Here is a 15,091-nt window from a genome sequence, read left to right as displayed (position 1 = left end):
GTTGTGGCAGTTCTGGCAGACACCCTCCGACCGTCGGGCGTTCCTCGAATGGCCGGACTGACCCGCTGAGAGCCACGCACAGACATTGGTGCATCCCTTCATGCCAATCATGTCTAGATCTTGGCTCAGCGCCGCTCTCGTCGGGCAACTCTGCGGCTCTGTGCTGCATCGCTCGCCGAAACCACCACCCGACACCCTTCGCCGTTGCTGGGCGCCCAAGAGGCCGCTCAGCGGCAGCGCTTCACTTCGCCAGGGAGGCCGGACCCAATGGCACGCGCGTTTCTGACGCTCGACGAATTCCTCGAAGAGATGGACGTGGCCCGATCGACCTTCTTCCGCTGGAAGGCACTCGGCCAGGCACCCCGCCACTACAAGATGCCCAACCGCCAAATCCGGATTCGCCGCACCGACCTTGATGCGTGGCTGTCGACCTGTGAGGAGCCGCAAGCAGCATGAACATCACCTACGACGTGCGCCTCTGGGCCATCCGCGAGCACGTGGGCAAGGACCGGAAGACCGGCAAACCGCGCAGCACGTACCGAGTGCGATGGCTGGTCGCCGGCCGGGACTTCGGAGAGACCTTCCAGACCAGAGCGCTCGCCGAGAGCTTCCGGTCAAAGCTGGTCACGGCACAGCGTGAGGGCGTGGCGTTCGACATGGCGTCCGGCCTTCCGGAGCCGATGGCACGGGAACTGAACAGCCGATCGTGGTACGAACACGCGGTGGCCTACGTCGACATGAAGTGGCCACACGCTTCGGCGAAGCACCGTAAGGGCGTCGCTGAGAGCTTGACCGGCGCAACAATGTCGCTGTTCGCGACCGACCGGGGAGCGCCATCCGACGAAGTACTCCGCCGGGCGTTGAACACGTACGTGTTCAACAAGGCCCGACGGGATGAGGGACCACCTCCCGAGGAACTGGCGACCGCGGTTGCGTGGGCGGCACGCAACACGGTGAAGCTCGCTGCCCTGGCCGACGCCGCGTTGATCCGGAAGACCCTCGACGGCCTTGCCGTCCTACTTACAGGCGGGACAGCCTCAGCGAGCACGGTTGCCCGCAAGCGGGCAGTGTTCAGCGGAGCCCTGCGGTACGCGGTCGAGCTGGGGCACCTTGAATCCCACCCGATGGCCCGCGTGAAGTGGACCGCTCCGAAGAACACGGACGAGGTTGACCGCCAGGTCGTCGCCAATCCGAAGCAGGCTCGCGCGTTGCTCGCCGCCGTCGACTCGGCCATGCCCGAACTGACCGCGTTCTTCGGCTGCATGTACTACGCCGCTCTCCGCCCTGAGGAAGCCCTTCACCTAAGAGAGGACGAGTACGAACGCCCAAAAGAAGCGGGCGGATGGGGGTGGCTGCATCTCACCGGGGCAACGGTTGCGGTCGGCAACGGATGGGGCGACGGAGAGGGCACTATCGAGCACCGGTCGCTCAAGCACCGGGGCCGCAACGCCACGAGGGACGTTCCCGTTGCCCCGGCGCTCTGCGTCCTGCTTGATCGGCACCTGGCTGAGCACCCCGCCGGAGTGAACGGCCGGCTTTTCGTCACCCGGCGCGGTCCCGGCGGGAAGTACCGCCCGACGGCCGGCCAGCCGCTGACGAACAACGCGTACGGGACGGCATGGCGGAAAGCACGCGAGAAGGTTCTGACCCCCGCGCAGCAACGCTCCCCGTTGGCCCGGCGCCCGTACGACCTGCGACACGCGGCAGTGTCTCTCTGGCTGAACGCGGGGGTCGCCGCGCCCCAGGTCGCCGAGTGGGCCGGCCACAGTGTGCACGTCCTGATGAAGGTCTACGCGAAGTGCATCGACGGCCAGCAGGACGCAGCCAAGAAGCGGATAGAGAACGCTCTCAAGGACGATGAACAGGGACTGGTCTGATGGAGGGCGATGTGGGAAGTCCGGCCTTGCCCTTGCCCTGACCAAGAGATCGCACCTCACAGAGTTAGAGCAAGGTGCGGCTACTCCGGCTTTAGCCCCAGCTCGCAATGCATGCAGTAGTACTCCGTGGTGAGGTTCGGGCATCCGGGCGTGGCGCATACGCTCTGGACCGGTCGTGCTGCCGCGTTCTTTCTGATGGTCGACTTTGCTCGCATCAGCATCTCCAGCACGATCATGGCGTGCTGTATCTCCCGCTCAGCGGCGTCAGGACCGATGATCTCGTCGACCTCATCTCCGTCTAGGCCGTAGCCGTAGCTCTCGGAGTGGATATCGCGAAGCATCTCCCACAAGGGGCGATCATCATCTACATACATCACCCGGGATCGCAGAGCCATCAAGATGGCGTACGTGCGTTCGTAGTCGGAACGTTCGAGAGGACGTTCTTCTTGGTCCAAGGTTGACCTCCAGCGTGGGATAGCCGTGGCCTGAATTCTTACAGTTTGGTCAGGCACGCCGCTCCGAGGGGCTCGGTGCCCAGCGTGGGCGGAGACGACCATTCTGTACCGCCAACCAGGCGAGTCGGGCAGGTCTCCGCCTGCTCAGCCGGCCCCGGCCTGGAGGCTTGAAACTTTGCCGCGGATTTGCCGTGACGAGTGAGACCGCGCGGTTCTGAGCGAGATCAAGTGAGACCCACGAAAGAGGCCCTCGACCGGCGTTCGCGCTGGTCAGGGGCCTCCTTGTGCACCTGGTGGCGGGTAGAGGATTCGAACCTCTGTAGCTTTCGCGACGGATTTACAGTCCGCTCCCATTGGCCGCTCGGGCAACCCGCCTGGGCACACTGCTTCGGTCTCCCTCAGCAGCGGAGAACAGAATAGCCGTACCGCGGGCCCGTTTTGCAACCGGGTACCGTCGGCATGTCGGAGGCCGGGTCGCCGTGCCTCCGCGTCCATCGACGTACGCCAGCCCGCAGGAGTCTGATCATGGCAGCCAGCCCGTCCTTCGACATCGTGAGCAAGGTCGACAGTCAGGAGGTCGACAACGCGTTCAATCAGGCGGAGAAGGAGCTCGCCACCCGGTTCGACTTCCGGGGCACGGGCACCGTGGTCGCCAAGTCAGGGGAGGCCTTCACGATCACCTCCGAGACCGAGGAGCGGGCCGTCGCCGCGCTCGACGTGTTCAAGGAGAAACTGGTCAAGCGGAACATCTCGCTGAAGTCCCTGGACGCGGGGGAGCCCCGGCAGTCCGGCAAGACCTACAAGATCGATCTCAAGGTCGTCGAGGGGATCGAGTCGGACAAGGCCAAGGCGATCAGCAAGAAGATCCGCGACGAGGGCCCGAAGGGCGTGCAGGCGCAGATCCAGGGCGACCAGCTGCGGGTCACCGGCAAGAAGCGGGACGATCTGCAGGCCGTGATCGCCCTGCTGAAGGCCGAGGACTTCGGCGTCGCCCTCCAGTTCACCAATTACCGCTGATCCGAGCCCGATCGGGGTCAGACTGGGGCTATGAGCACCAGTACCTGGACCGTGGTGGTCGGCGGTGTCGCCGGGCTGGCGCTGGTCGTGTTCGGCGTCGGGATGCTGGTCACCGGCCGGGCGCCGGACGCCACCGCGCGGATGTTCCGCAGCGTGCGGGACGCCGGCTGCTATCACCTTCTGTTCGGGGCGGGCCTGACGCTCGTGGTGCTGGGCACCGCGGTGGGCGGCGGGCTCGTGACGATTCTGACGACGCTGGCCGCGCTCGCGCTGGTGGCGGTGGCTCTGGTCCGGTTCCGGCCGCGTGGGCATCGTCGCACCGGCAGCCTGAGCGGTGGAAAGCACTGAGCGATAGCGGGTAGAAACGGCGTGTGGATCTGACACACGCCGTTCTTTCGTTCGCCGTGCTCGGCGCCCTGCTGACGATCACGCCGGGGCTGGACACGGCACTCGTCCTCCGTGCGGCCGTGGCCATGGGGCGCGGGCCGGCGTTCGCCACCGCGCTGGGGGTGGGCACGGGTGCGCTCATCTGGGGCGCGGCCGCCGCGGTCGGGGTTTCCGCCTTGCTCACCGCGTCCGAGGTGGGTTACACGATCCTGCGGGTGGCCGGCGCCGCCTACATGATCTACCTGGGCGCGAGGATGATCTGGCGGCGCAGAACGGATGAAAACCTACAAAGTACGCCGACAGCGCCGACGTTGTGGTCGACCTTCGGCCGTGGGCTGCTCACCAACCTGCTCAACCCCAAGGTCGGTGCCTTCTATGTGGCGGTGTTGCCGCAGTTCATCCCGGCCGGCGAGTCCCCGCTGCTGGTGGGCATCCTGCTGGCCCTGGTGCACGACGTCGAGGGCATCCTCTGGTTTACCGCGATCATCCTGGGCGCGCGAGCCCTGCGCGGCCGGCTGAACGGGCGTTGGATCGACGTCGGCACCGGCTCCGTTCTGGTCGGCTTCGGTGTGAAGCTCGGGCTGTCGAGCCGATAACGTGGGGCCATGGTGATCGAACCGGTGGTCGGGCCGGACCGGGTGGACGAGCGCACGGTGCTCGCCGACGTCCGGTACTACCTGGACGGCCGCTCCGGCCGGGCGGCCTACGAGAGCGGCCACCTGCCCGGCGCGATCTTCGTGGACATGGACTCCGATCTCGCGGCGCACGCCGGGCCGGCCGACGGCCGGCATCCGCTGCCGGATGCCGCGGCCTTCGCCGGGCGGATGGCCGAGCTGGGCATCGGCGACGACGACACGGTGATCGCGTACGACGACGCGGGTGGCGTGATGGCGGCCCGGCTGGTGTGGATGCTCCGGGCCACCGGGCACGATGCGGCGCTGCTCGACGGCGGCCTCGGGGCGTACGCCGGGGAGCTGGAGACCAGCGTGCCGCACCGTCCCCGCGCGACCTTCACCCACCGGCCCTGGCCGGCCGAGCGCCTGGCCGGCATCGACGAGGCCGCGTCGGGTTCCTTTGTGGTGATCGACGCCCGTCAGCCGGAGCGGTTCCGCGGCGAGTCCGAGCCGATCGACCCGCGGCCGGGCCACATCCCGGGCGCCCGCAGCGTGCCCTGCCGGGAGAACGTGGACGCCGAGGGCCGTTTCCTGACGCCGGCGGCGCTGCGGGCCCGGTTCGAGCAGGCCGGCGTCACGGTCGACACCGACGTGATCTCCTACTGCGGCTCCGGCGTGACCGCCTGCCACAACCTGCTGGCCCTGGAGCGGGCCGGTTTCCCGCCGGGCCGCCTCTACCCGGGCTCGTGGTCGCAGTACAGCGCCACCGACCGTCCAGCCGCGACCGGCGACTAGGTCTCCAGTCCCTGTTCCTCGAGCCACCGGTTGTGCGATTCCCAGGCGGCCTGCTTGCTGCTGCCCAGTGCCGCACCGATCTGGGTCCACGAGGCACCCGCACTGCGGGCCGAGCGCACCATGGACTGTCGCCCGTAGCCGGCCTTGCGGATGACCACCTCGCTCAGAGCCAGCATCTCGAGCGCCTCATCCTTGCTGAGCTGCGGTGATCCGGCATCGGCCATTGCGGCCAGTGCATCCCGCATCCTCAACTCGTCGTACCGCGTTGTAGCGGTCGAGAGGGTGTGCTGTCGCTCCAGTTCGTCCGGTGAGGCCGCCATGTCCGCCACTCTGGCGTCAGGCGCTCTTGACGTCAAGTGATCTTGACGGCCAAGAGCCGAATTGCCCTCACTTACTCGCTTATATCCGGCAGAAAGCCGTCAATTTTGCTGGGTGAAATCCGCGCCGTACCTCAGCCGTTCGGTCAGGATTTAGGTATGGGGGTCGCCGAGTCGCTCGTGCACACTGCCCATCGCACACCTGGTGTGGCACCATCATGTAACCCCCCACCGGGCATATCACTGAGACGCTGGAGCAAAGATGTTTACAAGGAAGCTGGGCCGCCTGCTCGGCTTGGTTTTCGTTCTCGCCGCTGCCGCCGGAGGTGTCGGCGTTGTGGCCGGGGCGCATGGCCAGAGTGGTGCTCCCGCAGCCGTCGAGTCTACGAATTCCATCATCATCTGGGAGTGACTGCTTAGCGCTGAGCGGCGCTGTAGTACAGCCTTGACCTGCGAGGGAGCATTATGGCTGGGCGTCCTGCAGCGCGGCGTCGCTCTGCTCAATACGCGTGGCTGGTCACTGATCCTCTAGCGATCTTTGCGCTCGTCTGCCTGATCTCGTTCTGGGTCGTCTACCCACGCTGGTACACCGCATGGCCCGCCGGTCTGGTCGCGCTAGCGCTGTACATCGTCGCCGACATCGGTGTCCTCAACTTCGTGATCGGCCGCAGCGTCTTCAAAGTGGTCGTCACCGAGGTTCCGTTCGTTCTCGCGCTCTACTTCCTGCCCCCGCCGATGGTGATAGTCGTCGGCACGCTCGCCCTGACCATCGGGCAGTTGCGGGCGTCGATGCCGGCCACCAAGATGTGGTTCAACGTGGCCAAGGCGGGCGCAAGCGCCTCCATGGCGCTGCTGGTGATCGCCGCGCTTCCGGACATCCGCGGAGCCGGGCCCGGCACCTGGGCCATCCTCTTCGCCGCGGTCATCGTCAACTTCCTCTTCGACCTGGTCTGCCTGGCCCTGGTGCTGAGCCTGGTGCAGGGCGTGCGGGCCGGCCAGGAAGTGCTGCGCGCGATCTGGACGCCGATGCTGGTCTCCTGCATCAACGTCATCGTCGGCCTGGTCTTCTTGGTCGCTCTCGACGCCACCTGGTGGGCGGCCGTCCTGCTGACGGTGCTGGCCTCGGCGCTGATCCTGGTCCTGCGCTCGCTCGCCGAGTTCTTCCGTCAGCACCGCACCCTGGCCGAGGTCTACGAGCTGACCCAGGCGATCCGGGAAGCCGGCACCGACGCGAGCCTGCCCGACGTGCTTCTCGGCCGGGTCCGCGCGCTGATGCGGGCGGAGTACGCCACGCTCTGGCTGGCGCCGCAGGGCCGGCATCCCGAGGTGCTGCTCACCGCCCGGGTGGAAAACCAAGGCCTGCTCGACCTGTCGGCCACCCCGCCCGCGGTGCGCGAGCGGTCGATCGCCGAGGGGCAGACGGTCGCCGTCGGCTCCCGGCTGGACTCGGCTTCGGACCTGCGCTCGGCGCTGAACGCCGCCAAGGTCAAGGACGTCGTCGTGGTGCCGCTGCGGTCCGGCCGCACCAGCATCGGCAGCCTCGAGGTGGTCAACCGGATCGGCGACACCCGCACCTTCCGTGACCCGGACGTCCAGGTGCTGGAGACGGTGGCCGCGCACGCCGCGGTGGCGGTGGAAAACTCCCGGCTGGTCGAGCGGCTGCGCTACGACGCCTACCACGACCGTCTCACCGGCCTGCCCAACCGCCGCCGGGTCACCGACGCGCTGGCCGAGTCGGTCAAGGTGCAGGCGCAGGACGATGTGGTCGCGGTCCTGCTCGTCGACGTCGACGGGCAGCGCGACGTCAACGAGTCGATGGGGCACGGTGCCGGCGACAAACTTCTGGCCGAGGTGGCCGAGCGGCTGCGCACCCTGGCCGGCCCGGGCGCCCTGGTGGGCCGGATCGGCGGCGACGAGTTCGTGGTCACGCTGCGGGTCGAGAGCACCGACGCGACCGTGGAGCTGGCGACCCGGATGCGCGAGCAGATGCGCGGGCCGATGACGGTGGGGAAACTGACCCTCGACGTCGACACCGCGGTGGGCGTCGCGGTCTACCCCGACCACGGCGACGACCCGGAGACGCTCCTTCAGCGGGCCGAGCTGGCCGCCAACGCGGCCAAGGTCCTGCCGTACGGCGTGCAGCTGTTCCACCCGGCCCTGGAGTCCCGTGCGGTCCGCCGCCTGGGCATCGCGGCCGACTTGCGCAAGGCCCTCGACCAGGACGACCTGGACGTCTACTTCCAGCCCAAGGTCACCCTGCGCGACCGTCACCTGGTCGGGGTCGAGTGCCTGGCCCGCTGGCAGCACCCCACCCACGGCGAGGTGGCCCCGGAAGACTTCGTGGCCGTCGCCGAGCACACCGGCCAGCTGTCCCGGCTCACCGAGCGGGTCCTGACCGAGGGCCTGCGGCGCTGCCGGGAGTGGGCCGACGCCGACCGCCCGCTCTCCATCGCGGTCAACCTCTCGGTCCGCACCCTGCTCGACTCCCGCTTCCCCGACCAGGTCGAGGAACTCCTCACCCGGTACGGCGTGGCCGCGACCCAGGTGACCTTCGAGATCTCCGAGCCGGGCATGCTCGGCGACATCGAGCGGGTGCTGCCCACCCTCTACCGTCTGCGCGATCTCGGCGTACGCCTGAGCGTGGACGATTTCGGTACGGGTGCCTCGTCGCTGTCCTATCTGCGGCAGTGGCCGGTGCACGAGGTGAAGATCGACGACAGCTTCGTGCAGGGCATGGCGACCGACACCGGTGACCTGGCGATCGTGCGGGCCGTGGTGAGCCTGTCCCGTGAGTTCGGCCTCACGGTCGTCGCCGAGGGCGTGGAGAGTGAGCTGACCCTCGACCTGCTCGAGGAGATGGGCTGCGAGATCGGCCAGGGCTACCTGTTCTCCCGCCCCCTGCCGTACGAACGGTTGGAGGCCTGGTTCAACGCTCAGACCGAGCCGGAATCGACCCCCACGGGCGAGGTCCGCAGGCTCCGCGCGGTGATCTGACCTGCGATTTCACGGAGGTGGGGGAGTCGATTTCACCCCCGGGGATGGGCCGTGTAGTCTTATGTCCGCAGCGAGCGAGAGATCGCGCGCAAGCCCCCTTAGCTCAGTCGGCAGAGCGTCTCCATGGTAAGGAGAAGGTCTACGGTTCGATTCCGTAAGGGGGCTCTACCGGGTTCGTTCCCCGCCACAGGCGCTGGACTTGAGCCTGGCTAGGCGGTGTAGCTCAGTTGGCAGAGCAAACGGCTCATAATCGTTGTGTCGGCGGTTCAAGTCCGCCCACCGCTACTTGCGACGGGGACCCTATCCTGGGCCCCATTTTGCAGACCGGCCCTCCGAGGACGTAGTCTCGTAGGTCGTTAAGTAACCCCGTGAGCAGGAAGGCACCTTGCCGTGGCCAAGGCGACCGACGTCCGTCCGAAGATCACCCTGGCGTGTACGGAGTGCAAGGAGCGGAACTACATCACCCGCAAGAACCGGCGTAACGACCCCGACCGCGTCGAGCTGAAGAAGTTCTGCCCTCGGGACGGCCGCCACACCCTGCACCGCGAGACGCGCTAACTCGCGCCAAAGCACCGTCTGCGCCGCTCAGCTCCTGCTGGGCGGCGCAGAGTAGTTTGTGGGCATGCCCCTGGACCAATCCTTCGTCGGCCGGAAATATCCGCCCACCGAGCCCTACCTCGTCGGGCGCGAAAAGATCCGCGAGTTCGCTCGTGCCATCGGCGCCACCGAGCGGGAGTTCCACGACCCCGAGGCGGCCCGCGCGATCGGCTACACCGATGTCGTCGCCCCGCCCACCTTCCCGATCATCTTCACGATGGCGTCCAGCCACGCGCAGATCGTCGAGGACGCGGAGCTCGGCATCGACTACAGCCGGGTCGTGCACGGCGACCAGAAGTTCGCCTACGCCCGGCCGATCGTGGCCGGCGACGCCTTGGTCTGTGTCAACACGGTCGAGGACATCACCTCCCGGGGCGGCCACGATTTCATGACCACGCGCAGCGACGTCACGACCGAGGCCGGCGAGCTGGTCGTCACCGTCTGGGCCAAGCTCGTGCAGCGCGGGGAGGAATGACCATGTCGGAGACGACCTATCGGGTCACCCGCGCCGATCTGGTGCGATATGCCGGTGCTTCCGGCGACTTCAACCCGATCCATTGGAGCGAGCGCTTCGCCAACAGCGTGGGCCTGCCCGGGGTGATCGCGCACGGCATGTTCACCATGGCTCTGGTCAGCCGGGCGGTGACCGAGTGGGCCGGCGCGCCGGACGCGGTCGTGGAGCTCAGCGTGCGGTTCGCCCGCCCGGTCCCGGTGCCCGACACGGACGAGGGCACCGAGGTCGTGGTGACCGTGACGGAGCGCGGTCAGACCGACGAGGGGCACACCAAACTGGCGCTCACGGCGACCTGCCGGGGAGAGAAAGTTCTGTCCCTCGCGCAGGCGGTTGTCCGTAAGCGGTAGGGCGGGTTGGGCTAACCCGGTGTGAACCCGTACACTGGTCCGCCGTGGGGCAGTGACCCCCTGACCGGCCTGCGCGAAGCATGTCCGATCAGGGAAAGCAGCCTCGCACAGGGGTGTAGCTCAATTGGCAGAGCAGCGGTCTCCAAAACCGCAGGCTGCAGGTTCAAGTCCTGTCACCCCTGCGCAACTCTCCTGACGTGCCCGCCCGGTGCGCGGTCCGCACGACCCCCGCGCCGGATCGAGCGCCGACGGGGGTCCACCACCACCGATCACGGAAGTAGGGCGGCATGGCCGAGAGGAACCGACCCGGTGACGCCGGCGATCCGGCCGACGACGAGGTCTTTGAGGATGCCGTCGCCGAGGATGAGACCGACGACGACGAGGACGAGCCGGTAAGCCGTGGCGGCGCCGCCGTCAAGGAGCGGACCAAGGGCTCCGAGTCGCCGAAGGCCAAGAAGGAGACCCGCCGGACGGGCTTCTTCGGTCGTATCGGTGGTTTCTTCCGTGAGGTCGTCAGCGAGCTGCGTAAGGTCATCTGGCCGACCCGCAAGGAGCTCCTGACCTACACGACGATCGTGGTCGTCTTCGTGACGATCATGACCGCCATCGTGGCTGTCCTGGACTACGGGTTCGGTAAGGGCATCCTCTGGGCGTTCGGCGGCTGAGCAGGCCAGCCGAGGTTCTCTGAAGACTGATCTGGAAGTGAGCGAGCGTGCCTGAGTACGACGACGACGAGACCACCCAGTCCACCGACGAGCAGTCGTCGGTGGCCACGGTGGACGCCGACGAGTCGGTCGAGTCGGTCGAGGCCGCCCCCACCGAGACGGCCGTCGAGGAAGAAGACGAAGACTTCGACCCGGTGCAGGAGCTGCGGCAGAAGCTGCGCTACGCCCCCGGCGACTGGTATGTGGTGCACTCGTACGCCGGTTACGAGAACAAGGTCAAGACCAACCTCGAGACCCGCATCACGAGCCTCGACATGGAGGATTTCATCTTCCAGGTCGAGGTGCCGACCCGCGAAGAGGTCGAGGTCAAGAACGGCAAGCGCCAGCAGGTCAACAACAAGGTCTTCCCGGGCTACATCCTGGTCCGGATGGATCTGACCCCCGAGTCCTACTCGTGTGTGCGCAACACCCCGGGCGTGACCGGCTTCGTGGGCGCCACCGACCGGGTCGACCGCCCGGCCCCGCTCTCCCTCGACGAGGTGCTGAAGTGGCTGGCCCCGGCGGTCGAGACCGAGGAGAAGAAGGCCAAGCCCGAGATCAAGGTCCTCGACTTCGAGGTCGGCGACTCGGTCACGGTCACCGACGGCGCGTTCGCCTCGCTGCCGGCCTCGATCAGTGAAATTAATGCCGACCAGCAGAAGTTGAAGGTTCTGGTCTCCATCTTCGGCCGTGAGACGCCGGTGGAGCTCAACTTCAACCAGGTCACCAAGATCTGACAGCAGTCAGTGGGAGGGGCCTCCGATCTAGCGGGGCCCCGCCAACAACCACAGGAGTAAAAGAAGTGAAGCGCAGCAAGGCGTACCGCGCCGCAGCCGAGAAGATCGACTTCGCCAAGCTCTACGAGCCGACCGACGCGATCAAGCTCGCCAAGGAAGCCAGCCCGACCAAGTTCGACGCGACCGTTGAGGTCGCCATGCGGCTGGGTGTCGACCCGCGTAAGGCGGACCAGATGGTTCGCGGCACGGTCAACCTGCCACACGGCACCGGCAAGACGGCCCGCGTGATCGTCTTCGCCCAGGGCGCCAAGGCCGAAGAGGCCGTGGCGGCCGGCGCCGACGAGGTCGGCACCGACGAGCTCGTCGCCCGCATCCAGGGTGGCTGGCTCGACTTCGACGCCGCGATCGCGACCCCCGACCAGATGGCCAAGATCGGTCGGATCGCTCGCATCCTCGGCCCGCGTGGCCTCATGCCGAACCCGAAGACCGGCACGGTGACCATGGACGTCACCAAGGCGGTCAACGAGATCAAGGGCGGCAAGATCACCTTCCGGGTGGACAAGCACTCCAACCTGCACCTGATCATCGGCAAGGCCTCGTTCTCCGAGGAGCAGCTGGTCGACAACTACTCGGCCGTGCTCGACGAGATCCTGCGGGCCAAGCCGTCGGCGGCCAAGGGCACCTACCTCAAGAAGGTCACCGTCACCACCACCATGGGCCCCGGCGTGCCGGTCGACCCGAAGATCGTGAAGGGCTTCAAGCCGGGCGAAGCCTGATCGATCTAGATCGTTGCGGAAGGCCCTCGGGGGACACCCTGGGGGCCTTCTCTGTGGAAAGGTGTCGCCCGTGCGCTTCGACGGGGTCTGGTTCCGATATGCGAGGCGGGCCGACTGGACGCTCCGCGAGGTCGACGCGACGGCCGCGCCAGGTGCCACGGTCGTGGTCCTGGGCCGCAACGGCGCCGGCAAGTCCACGCTCCTCCAGCTGGCCGCGGGCGTGCTGCGCCCCGGCCGCGGTGTGATCAGCGACCGCCCGCCGACGATCGGCTGGGTCCCCGAGCGCTTCCCGGCCGGCCAGCCCTTCACCGCCGGCGAGTACCTGCGCCGGATGGCCCGGATCCGCGGCGTCACCGATCCGCACGCCGTCGACCGCTGGACCGAGCGCCTCCTGCTCACCGAGCACACCGGCACCCGTCTCGCCGACCTCTCCAAGGGCACCGCCCAGAAGGTCGGCCTCGCCCAGGCCCTCCTGCTCCCGCCCGGCCTGCTGGTCCTCGACGAGCCCTGGGAGGGCCTCGACGCGGTCGCCCGCACGCTGATCCCCGAGATCGTCGCCGAGGTGACCGCGGCCGGCGGCACGGTCCTGGTCAGCGACCACCGCGGCGAGATCACCGCGCTGCCCGGGGCGATCCACTGGACGGTCTCCGAACACGGCGTGCACGCCTCGCCGCCTCCGGCGCCGGACCTCCCGACGTCCGAGCCGTCGGTGTCGGAACTGCCGGAGTCGGACCCGCCGGACGAGGTCATCGTCGAGGTCGCGGTCCGCCGGTCGGAGGCGACCCAGGCGGTGGCCGAGCTGCGTGCCGCCGGTCACCGCGTGCTGCGGATCGAAGACGCAGACGTACGGCGTACGCCGTCGCCCACCGAAACCACCCCCGACCGGGAAGCTCGGCCGACCCAGCGGGAGTCCCGATGATGGCGCTGGTAGCCATGCGGGTGGCCGGCTTCGTGCGCGGCGGCCGGGCACTGGCTCCGCTGATCGCCGTGCTGGTCGAGTTGGGTGTGATCTACGGCGGGGGACCGTCCCCGGCCGCGGTCGCCTACGGTTATTCGGCGGCCGCCCTCTTCCCGGTGCTCGCCTGGCTCACCAAGCTGCTGCTCGACACCGAGCCCGACGTGCAGCGCCGGCTGGCCCGGCTGTCGGTCGGCCCGGCCCGTGAGGCCGTCGCCGGTGTGCTGGCCGCGACTCTGCTGTCGCTGGTGGTCTGCGTGGCCGCGATGGCCGCTCCCTGGCTGTTCCACGGCATCGACACCAGCACCGACCTCGGCACCGGGATAGCTCTCGGGGTCCTGGCCCACCTGCTGGCCGTTCCGCCCGCCGTGGCGGTCGGCGCGCTGGCCAGCCGGGCCGTTACCGGCAGCGTCCGGATGGGCCTGACGGTGCTGGTGGTGGCCGCGGTGCTGGTGGTGGTGCTAGGGCTGAGCGGGTCGTTCGCGCCGTGGCTGGTCCCGCCGGTGATGGCCACGGCGCGCGAGCTCAACGACCCGGGCGTCCCGCCGGCCGGCACGCTGGCGCTGCTCACCGCCTGGGCGGCGGCCTGGTGCGCCGTGGCGTTCCTCGGCTACGGATGGCTCCGCCGGGGTCGCAGCTGACGGGGTGAACCTCCGCCACTGTGCCCTCCGCACGGGACCGGGTGCTTTGAAGCCTGTGGCCGGTGCGGCGACGATTTGGTGGTGGCGATGAGACCGCGTACTCTTCTGTCTTGAAGTTCCACCCATAGACCGCTGGTCGCCGCAGTCACCGTCGCGAGACGGAGATCGCGGCCGAAGGTCCCGCAGGATGCGGGCGACCCGCGCAGGGGAGAACGGTTCGTGAATAAGGTTCATGTTTGCCCTGAGCCTGCTTCCCGCCCCGTGCGCCCTGCGCCGGGGCGTTTCTCATTGTTCGGTTCCTTCTCCAGGCCAGAGGTTTTGAGCACTGAGAGAGGAGGGACATGGCGGACAAGCCGGTCCGGGCCGATAAGGCCACTGCCGTTTCCGAGCTGACGGACAACTTCCGTAACTCGGCGGCCACCGTGTTGACCGAGTACCGCGGCCTCACGGTCAAGCAGATCACCGAGCTGCGGCGATCGCTCGGCCAGGAGACGAAGTACTCCGTTTCGAAGAACACGCTGGCCAAGCGGGCAGCGACCGATGCGGGCATCGAGGGTCTCGACGCGCTGTTCACCGGTCCTACCGCGCTCGCCTTCATCAGCGGCGACCCGGTCGAGGCGGCCAAGGGCCTTCGTGCCTTCGCCAAGGCCAACCCCGTCCTGAAGATCAAGGGCGGCGTCTTCGAGGGCAAGCCCCTCACCGCTGACGAGGTCAACAAGCTCGCCGACCTCGAGTCCCGTGAGGTGCTGCTGGCCAAGCTGGCCGGTGCCATGAAGGGCAACCTGAGCAAGGCCGCGGCGACGTTCCAGGCTCCGCTCTCCCAGGCCGTGCGCCTGGTGGACGCCCTGCGTGCCGAGCGCGAGAAGGACGGTTCCGCCGAGGCTGCCTGACGGCCTCGCGAACCGCGCAGTTTTTACATCAGAAGCTAAGAAAGGTTGCCAAACATGGCGAAGCTCAGCACCGACGAGCTGCTCGACGCGTTCAAGGAAATGACGCTGATCGAGCTGTCCGAGTTCGTGAAGACGTTCGAGGACGTCTTCGACGTCAAGGCTGCCGCGCCTGTCGCGCAGGCGGGCCCGGCGCAGGCCGGCCCGGCTGCCGAGGCCGCGGTCGAGCAGGACTCGTTCGACGTCGTCCTCGAGGGCGACGGCGGCAAGAAGATCCAGGTCATCAAGGTCGTGCGTGAGCTGACCGGCCTGGGCCTCAAGGAGGCCAAGGACGCCGTCGAGAGCGCCCCCAAGGCGATCCTCGAGGGTGTCAACAAGGAGAAGGCCGAGGCCGCCAAGGCCAAGCTCGAGGGCGAAGGCGCCAAGGTCACCCTCAAGTGATCTAAGGCTCCACTGTTTTTCCTTGCGAATGGCGGG

The 15,091-nt window shown here is 67.9% G+C and carries 19 protein-coding genes and 4 tRNA genes; 20 read left to right on the top strand and 3 right to left on the bottom strand.

Translation table 11 applies throughout. The features are described from left to right. Positions 1–267 precede the first annotated feature (267 nt). Together Ato02nite_RS49120 and Ato02nite_RS49115 are read left to right on the top strand one after the other, a co-directional pair. Complete coding sequence (locus Ato02nite_RS49120; protein WP_213013633.1) at positions 268–456, top strand: helix-turn-helix transcriptional regulator; 189 nt, start codon at positions 268–270, stop codon at positions 454–456. Next, positions 453–1,877: a tyrosine-type recombinase/integrase gene (locus Ato02nite_RS49115; protein WP_213013632.1), complete on the top strand. Its 1,425-nt coding sequence runs from the start codon at positions 453–455 to the stop codon at positions 1,875–1,877. Before Ato02nite_RS49120 ends, Ato02nite_RS49115 begins: the two co-directional genes overlap by 4 nt. Positions 1,878–1,957: 80 nt before the next feature. Here Ato02nite_RS49115 and Ato02nite_RS49110 read toward each other — a convergent pair whose 3' ends face one another. Both Ato02nite_RS49110 and Ato02nite_RS49105 read right to left on the bottom strand, forming a co-directional pair. Continuing rightward, positions 1,958–2,272, bottom strand: coding sequence for a hypothetical protein (locus Ato02nite_RS49110; RefSeq protein WP_213013631.1), 315 nt, complete (start codon positions 2,270–2,272; stop codon positions 1,958–1,960). 351 nt (positions 2,273–2,623) lie between these two features. Further along, positions 2,624–2,707, bottom strand: a tRNA-Tyr gene (locus Ato02nite_RS49105). Positions 2,708–2,857: 150 nt separating this feature from the next. On the opposite strand from Ato02nite_RS49105, the gene Ato02nite_RS49100 reads away from it, so the two are divergent. From Ato02nite_RS49100 to Ato02nite_RS49085, 4 genes are read left to right on the top strand one after another with little or no spacing between them, the layout of a single operon-like run. Then, positions 2,858–3,349 carry a YajQ family cyclic di-GMP-binding protein gene (locus Ato02nite_RS49100; RefSeq protein ID WP_213013630.1) on the top strand — a complete coding sequence of 164 codons (492 nt, stop codon included), beginning with the start codon at positions 2,858–2,860 and terminating at the stop codon, positions 3,347–3,349. 30 nt (positions 3,350–3,379) lie between these two features. Continuing rightward, positions 3,380–3,697 carry a hypothetical protein gene (locus Ato02nite_RS49095; protein ID WP_213013629.1) on the top strand — a complete coding sequence of 106 codons (318 nt, stop codon included), beginning with the start codon at positions 3,380–3,382 and terminating at the stop codon, positions 3,695–3,697. Positions 3,698–3,720: 23 nt separating this feature from the next. Next, complete coding sequence (locus Ato02nite_RS49090) at positions 3,721–4,332, top strand: LysE family translocator (protein WP_246608220.1); 612 nt, start codon at positions 3,721–3,723, stop codon at positions 4,330–4,332. Positions 4,333–4,341: 9 nt separating this feature from the next. Continuing rightward, on the top strand, positions 4,342–5,145 hold the full coding sequence (locus tag Ato02nite_RS49085) for a sulfurtransferase (RefSeq protein WP_213013628.1): 804 nt from the start codon (positions 4,342–4,344) through the stop codon (positions 5,143–5,145). Here the strand turns inward: Ato02nite_RS49085 and Ato02nite_RS49080 are convergent. Continuing rightward, on the bottom strand, positions 5,142–5,465 hold the full coding sequence (locus tag Ato02nite_RS49080; protein ID WP_213013627.1) for a hypothetical protein: 324 nt from the start codon (positions 5,463–5,465) through the stop codon (positions 5,142–5,144). The genes Ato02nite_RS49085 and Ato02nite_RS49080 overlap by 4 nt on opposite strands. A 462-nt stretch (positions 5,466–5,927) precedes the next feature. Between Ato02nite_RS49080 and Ato02nite_RS49075 the strand changes: the two genes are divergently transcribed. The 14 genes from Ato02nite_RS49075 (at position 5,928) to rplL (ending at position 15,055) form a co-directional block, all read left to right on the top strand. Next, positions 5,928–8,456 (top strand): putative bifunctional diguanylate cyclase/phosphodiesterase, encoded by a 2,529-nt coding sequence (locus Ato02nite_RS49075; RefSeq protein ID WP_213013626.1) that lies wholly within the window; start codon positions 5,928–5,930, stop codon positions 8,454–8,456. Positions 8,457–8,548: 92 nt separating this feature from the next. After that, positions 8,549–8,621, top strand: a tRNA-Thr gene (locus tag Ato02nite_RS49070). Between the two features lie 47 nt (positions 8,622–8,668). Next, positions 8,669–8,741, top strand: a tRNA-Met gene (locus Ato02nite_RS49065). A gap of 105 nt (positions 8,742–8,846) precedes the next feature. Further along, complete coding sequence (gene rpmG / locus Ato02nite_RS49060) at positions 8,847–9,014, top strand: 50S ribosomal protein L33 (RefSeq protein WP_203803251.1); 168 nt, start codon at positions 8,847–8,849, stop codon at positions 9,012–9,014. 64 nt (positions 9,015–9,078) lie between these two features. Further along, positions 9,079–9,528 carry a MaoC family dehydratase N-terminal domain-containing protein gene (locus tag Ato02nite_RS49055; protein WP_213013625.1) on the top strand — a complete coding sequence of 150 codons (450 nt, stop codon included), beginning with the start codon at positions 9,079–9,081 and terminating at the stop codon, positions 9,526–9,528. Then, complete coding sequence (locus Ato02nite_RS49050) at positions 9,525–9,914, top strand: MaoC/PaaZ C-terminal domain-containing protein (protein ID WP_213013624.1); 390 nt, start codon at positions 9,525–9,527, stop codon at positions 9,912–9,914. Before Ato02nite_RS49055 ends, Ato02nite_RS49050 begins: the two co-directional genes overlap by 4 nt. Positions 9,915–10,023: 109 nt before the next feature. Further along, positions 10,024–10,096 (top strand) — tRNA-Trp (locus Ato02nite_RS49045). 105 nt (positions 10,097–10,201) lie between these two features. Further along, entirely contained in the window at positions 10,202–10,579 is a 378-nt protein-coding gene (gene secE / locus Ato02nite_RS49040) for a preprotein translocase subunit SecE (RefSeq protein ID WP_213013623.1), read from the top strand. Between the two features lie 47 nt (positions 10,580–10,626). Next, complete coding sequence (gene nusG / locus Ato02nite_RS49035; protein ID WP_213013622.1) at positions 10,627–11,355, top strand: transcription termination/antitermination protein NusG; 729 nt, start codon at positions 10,627–10,629, stop codon at positions 11,353–11,355. Positions 11,356–11,420: 65 nt separating this feature from the next. Next, positions 11,421–12,131 (top strand): 50S ribosomal protein L1, encoded by a 711-nt coding sequence (rplA, locus tag Ato02nite_RS49030; protein WP_213013621.1) that lies wholly within the window; start codon positions 11,421–11,423, stop codon positions 12,129–12,131. A gap of 70 nt (positions 12,132–12,201) precedes the next feature. Next, the gene (locus Ato02nite_RS49025) at positions 12,202–13,050 is read left to right on the top strand and encodes an ATP-binding cassette domain-containing protein (RefSeq protein ID WP_213013620.1); all 849 of its coding nucleotides are present in this window, start codon (positions 12,202–12,204) and stop codon (positions 13,048–13,050) included. Then, complete coding sequence (locus Ato02nite_RS49020; protein ID WP_213013619.1) at positions 13,047–13,727, top strand: hypothetical protein; 681 nt, start codon at positions 13,047–13,049, stop codon at positions 13,725–13,727. The genes Ato02nite_RS49025 and Ato02nite_RS49020 overlap by 4 nt, the downstream gene beginning before the upstream one ends. 341 nt (positions 13,728–14,068) lie before the next feature. Beyond that, on the top strand, positions 14,069–14,617 hold the full coding sequence (gene rplJ / locus Ato02nite_RS49015; RefSeq protein WP_213013618.1) for a 50S ribosomal protein L10: 549 nt from the start codon (positions 14,069–14,071) through the stop codon (positions 14,615–14,617). Positions 14,618–14,671: 54 nt separating this feature from the next. Next, on the top strand, positions 14,672–15,055 hold the full coding sequence (gene rplL / locus Ato02nite_RS49010; RefSeq protein WP_213013617.1) for a 50S ribosomal protein L7/L12: 384 nt from the start codon (positions 14,672–14,674) through the stop codon (positions 15,053–15,055). Positions 15,056–15,091 lie beyond the last annotated feature (36 nt).

This window comes from Paractinoplanes toevensis, from assembly GCF_018332695.1.
Taxonomy (GTDB): domain Bacteria; phylum Actinomycetota; class Actinomycetes; order Mycobacteriales; family Micromonosporaceae; genus Actinoplanes; species Actinoplanes toevensis.
This window is presented reverse-complemented; position numbering and strand designations above follow the sequence as displayed.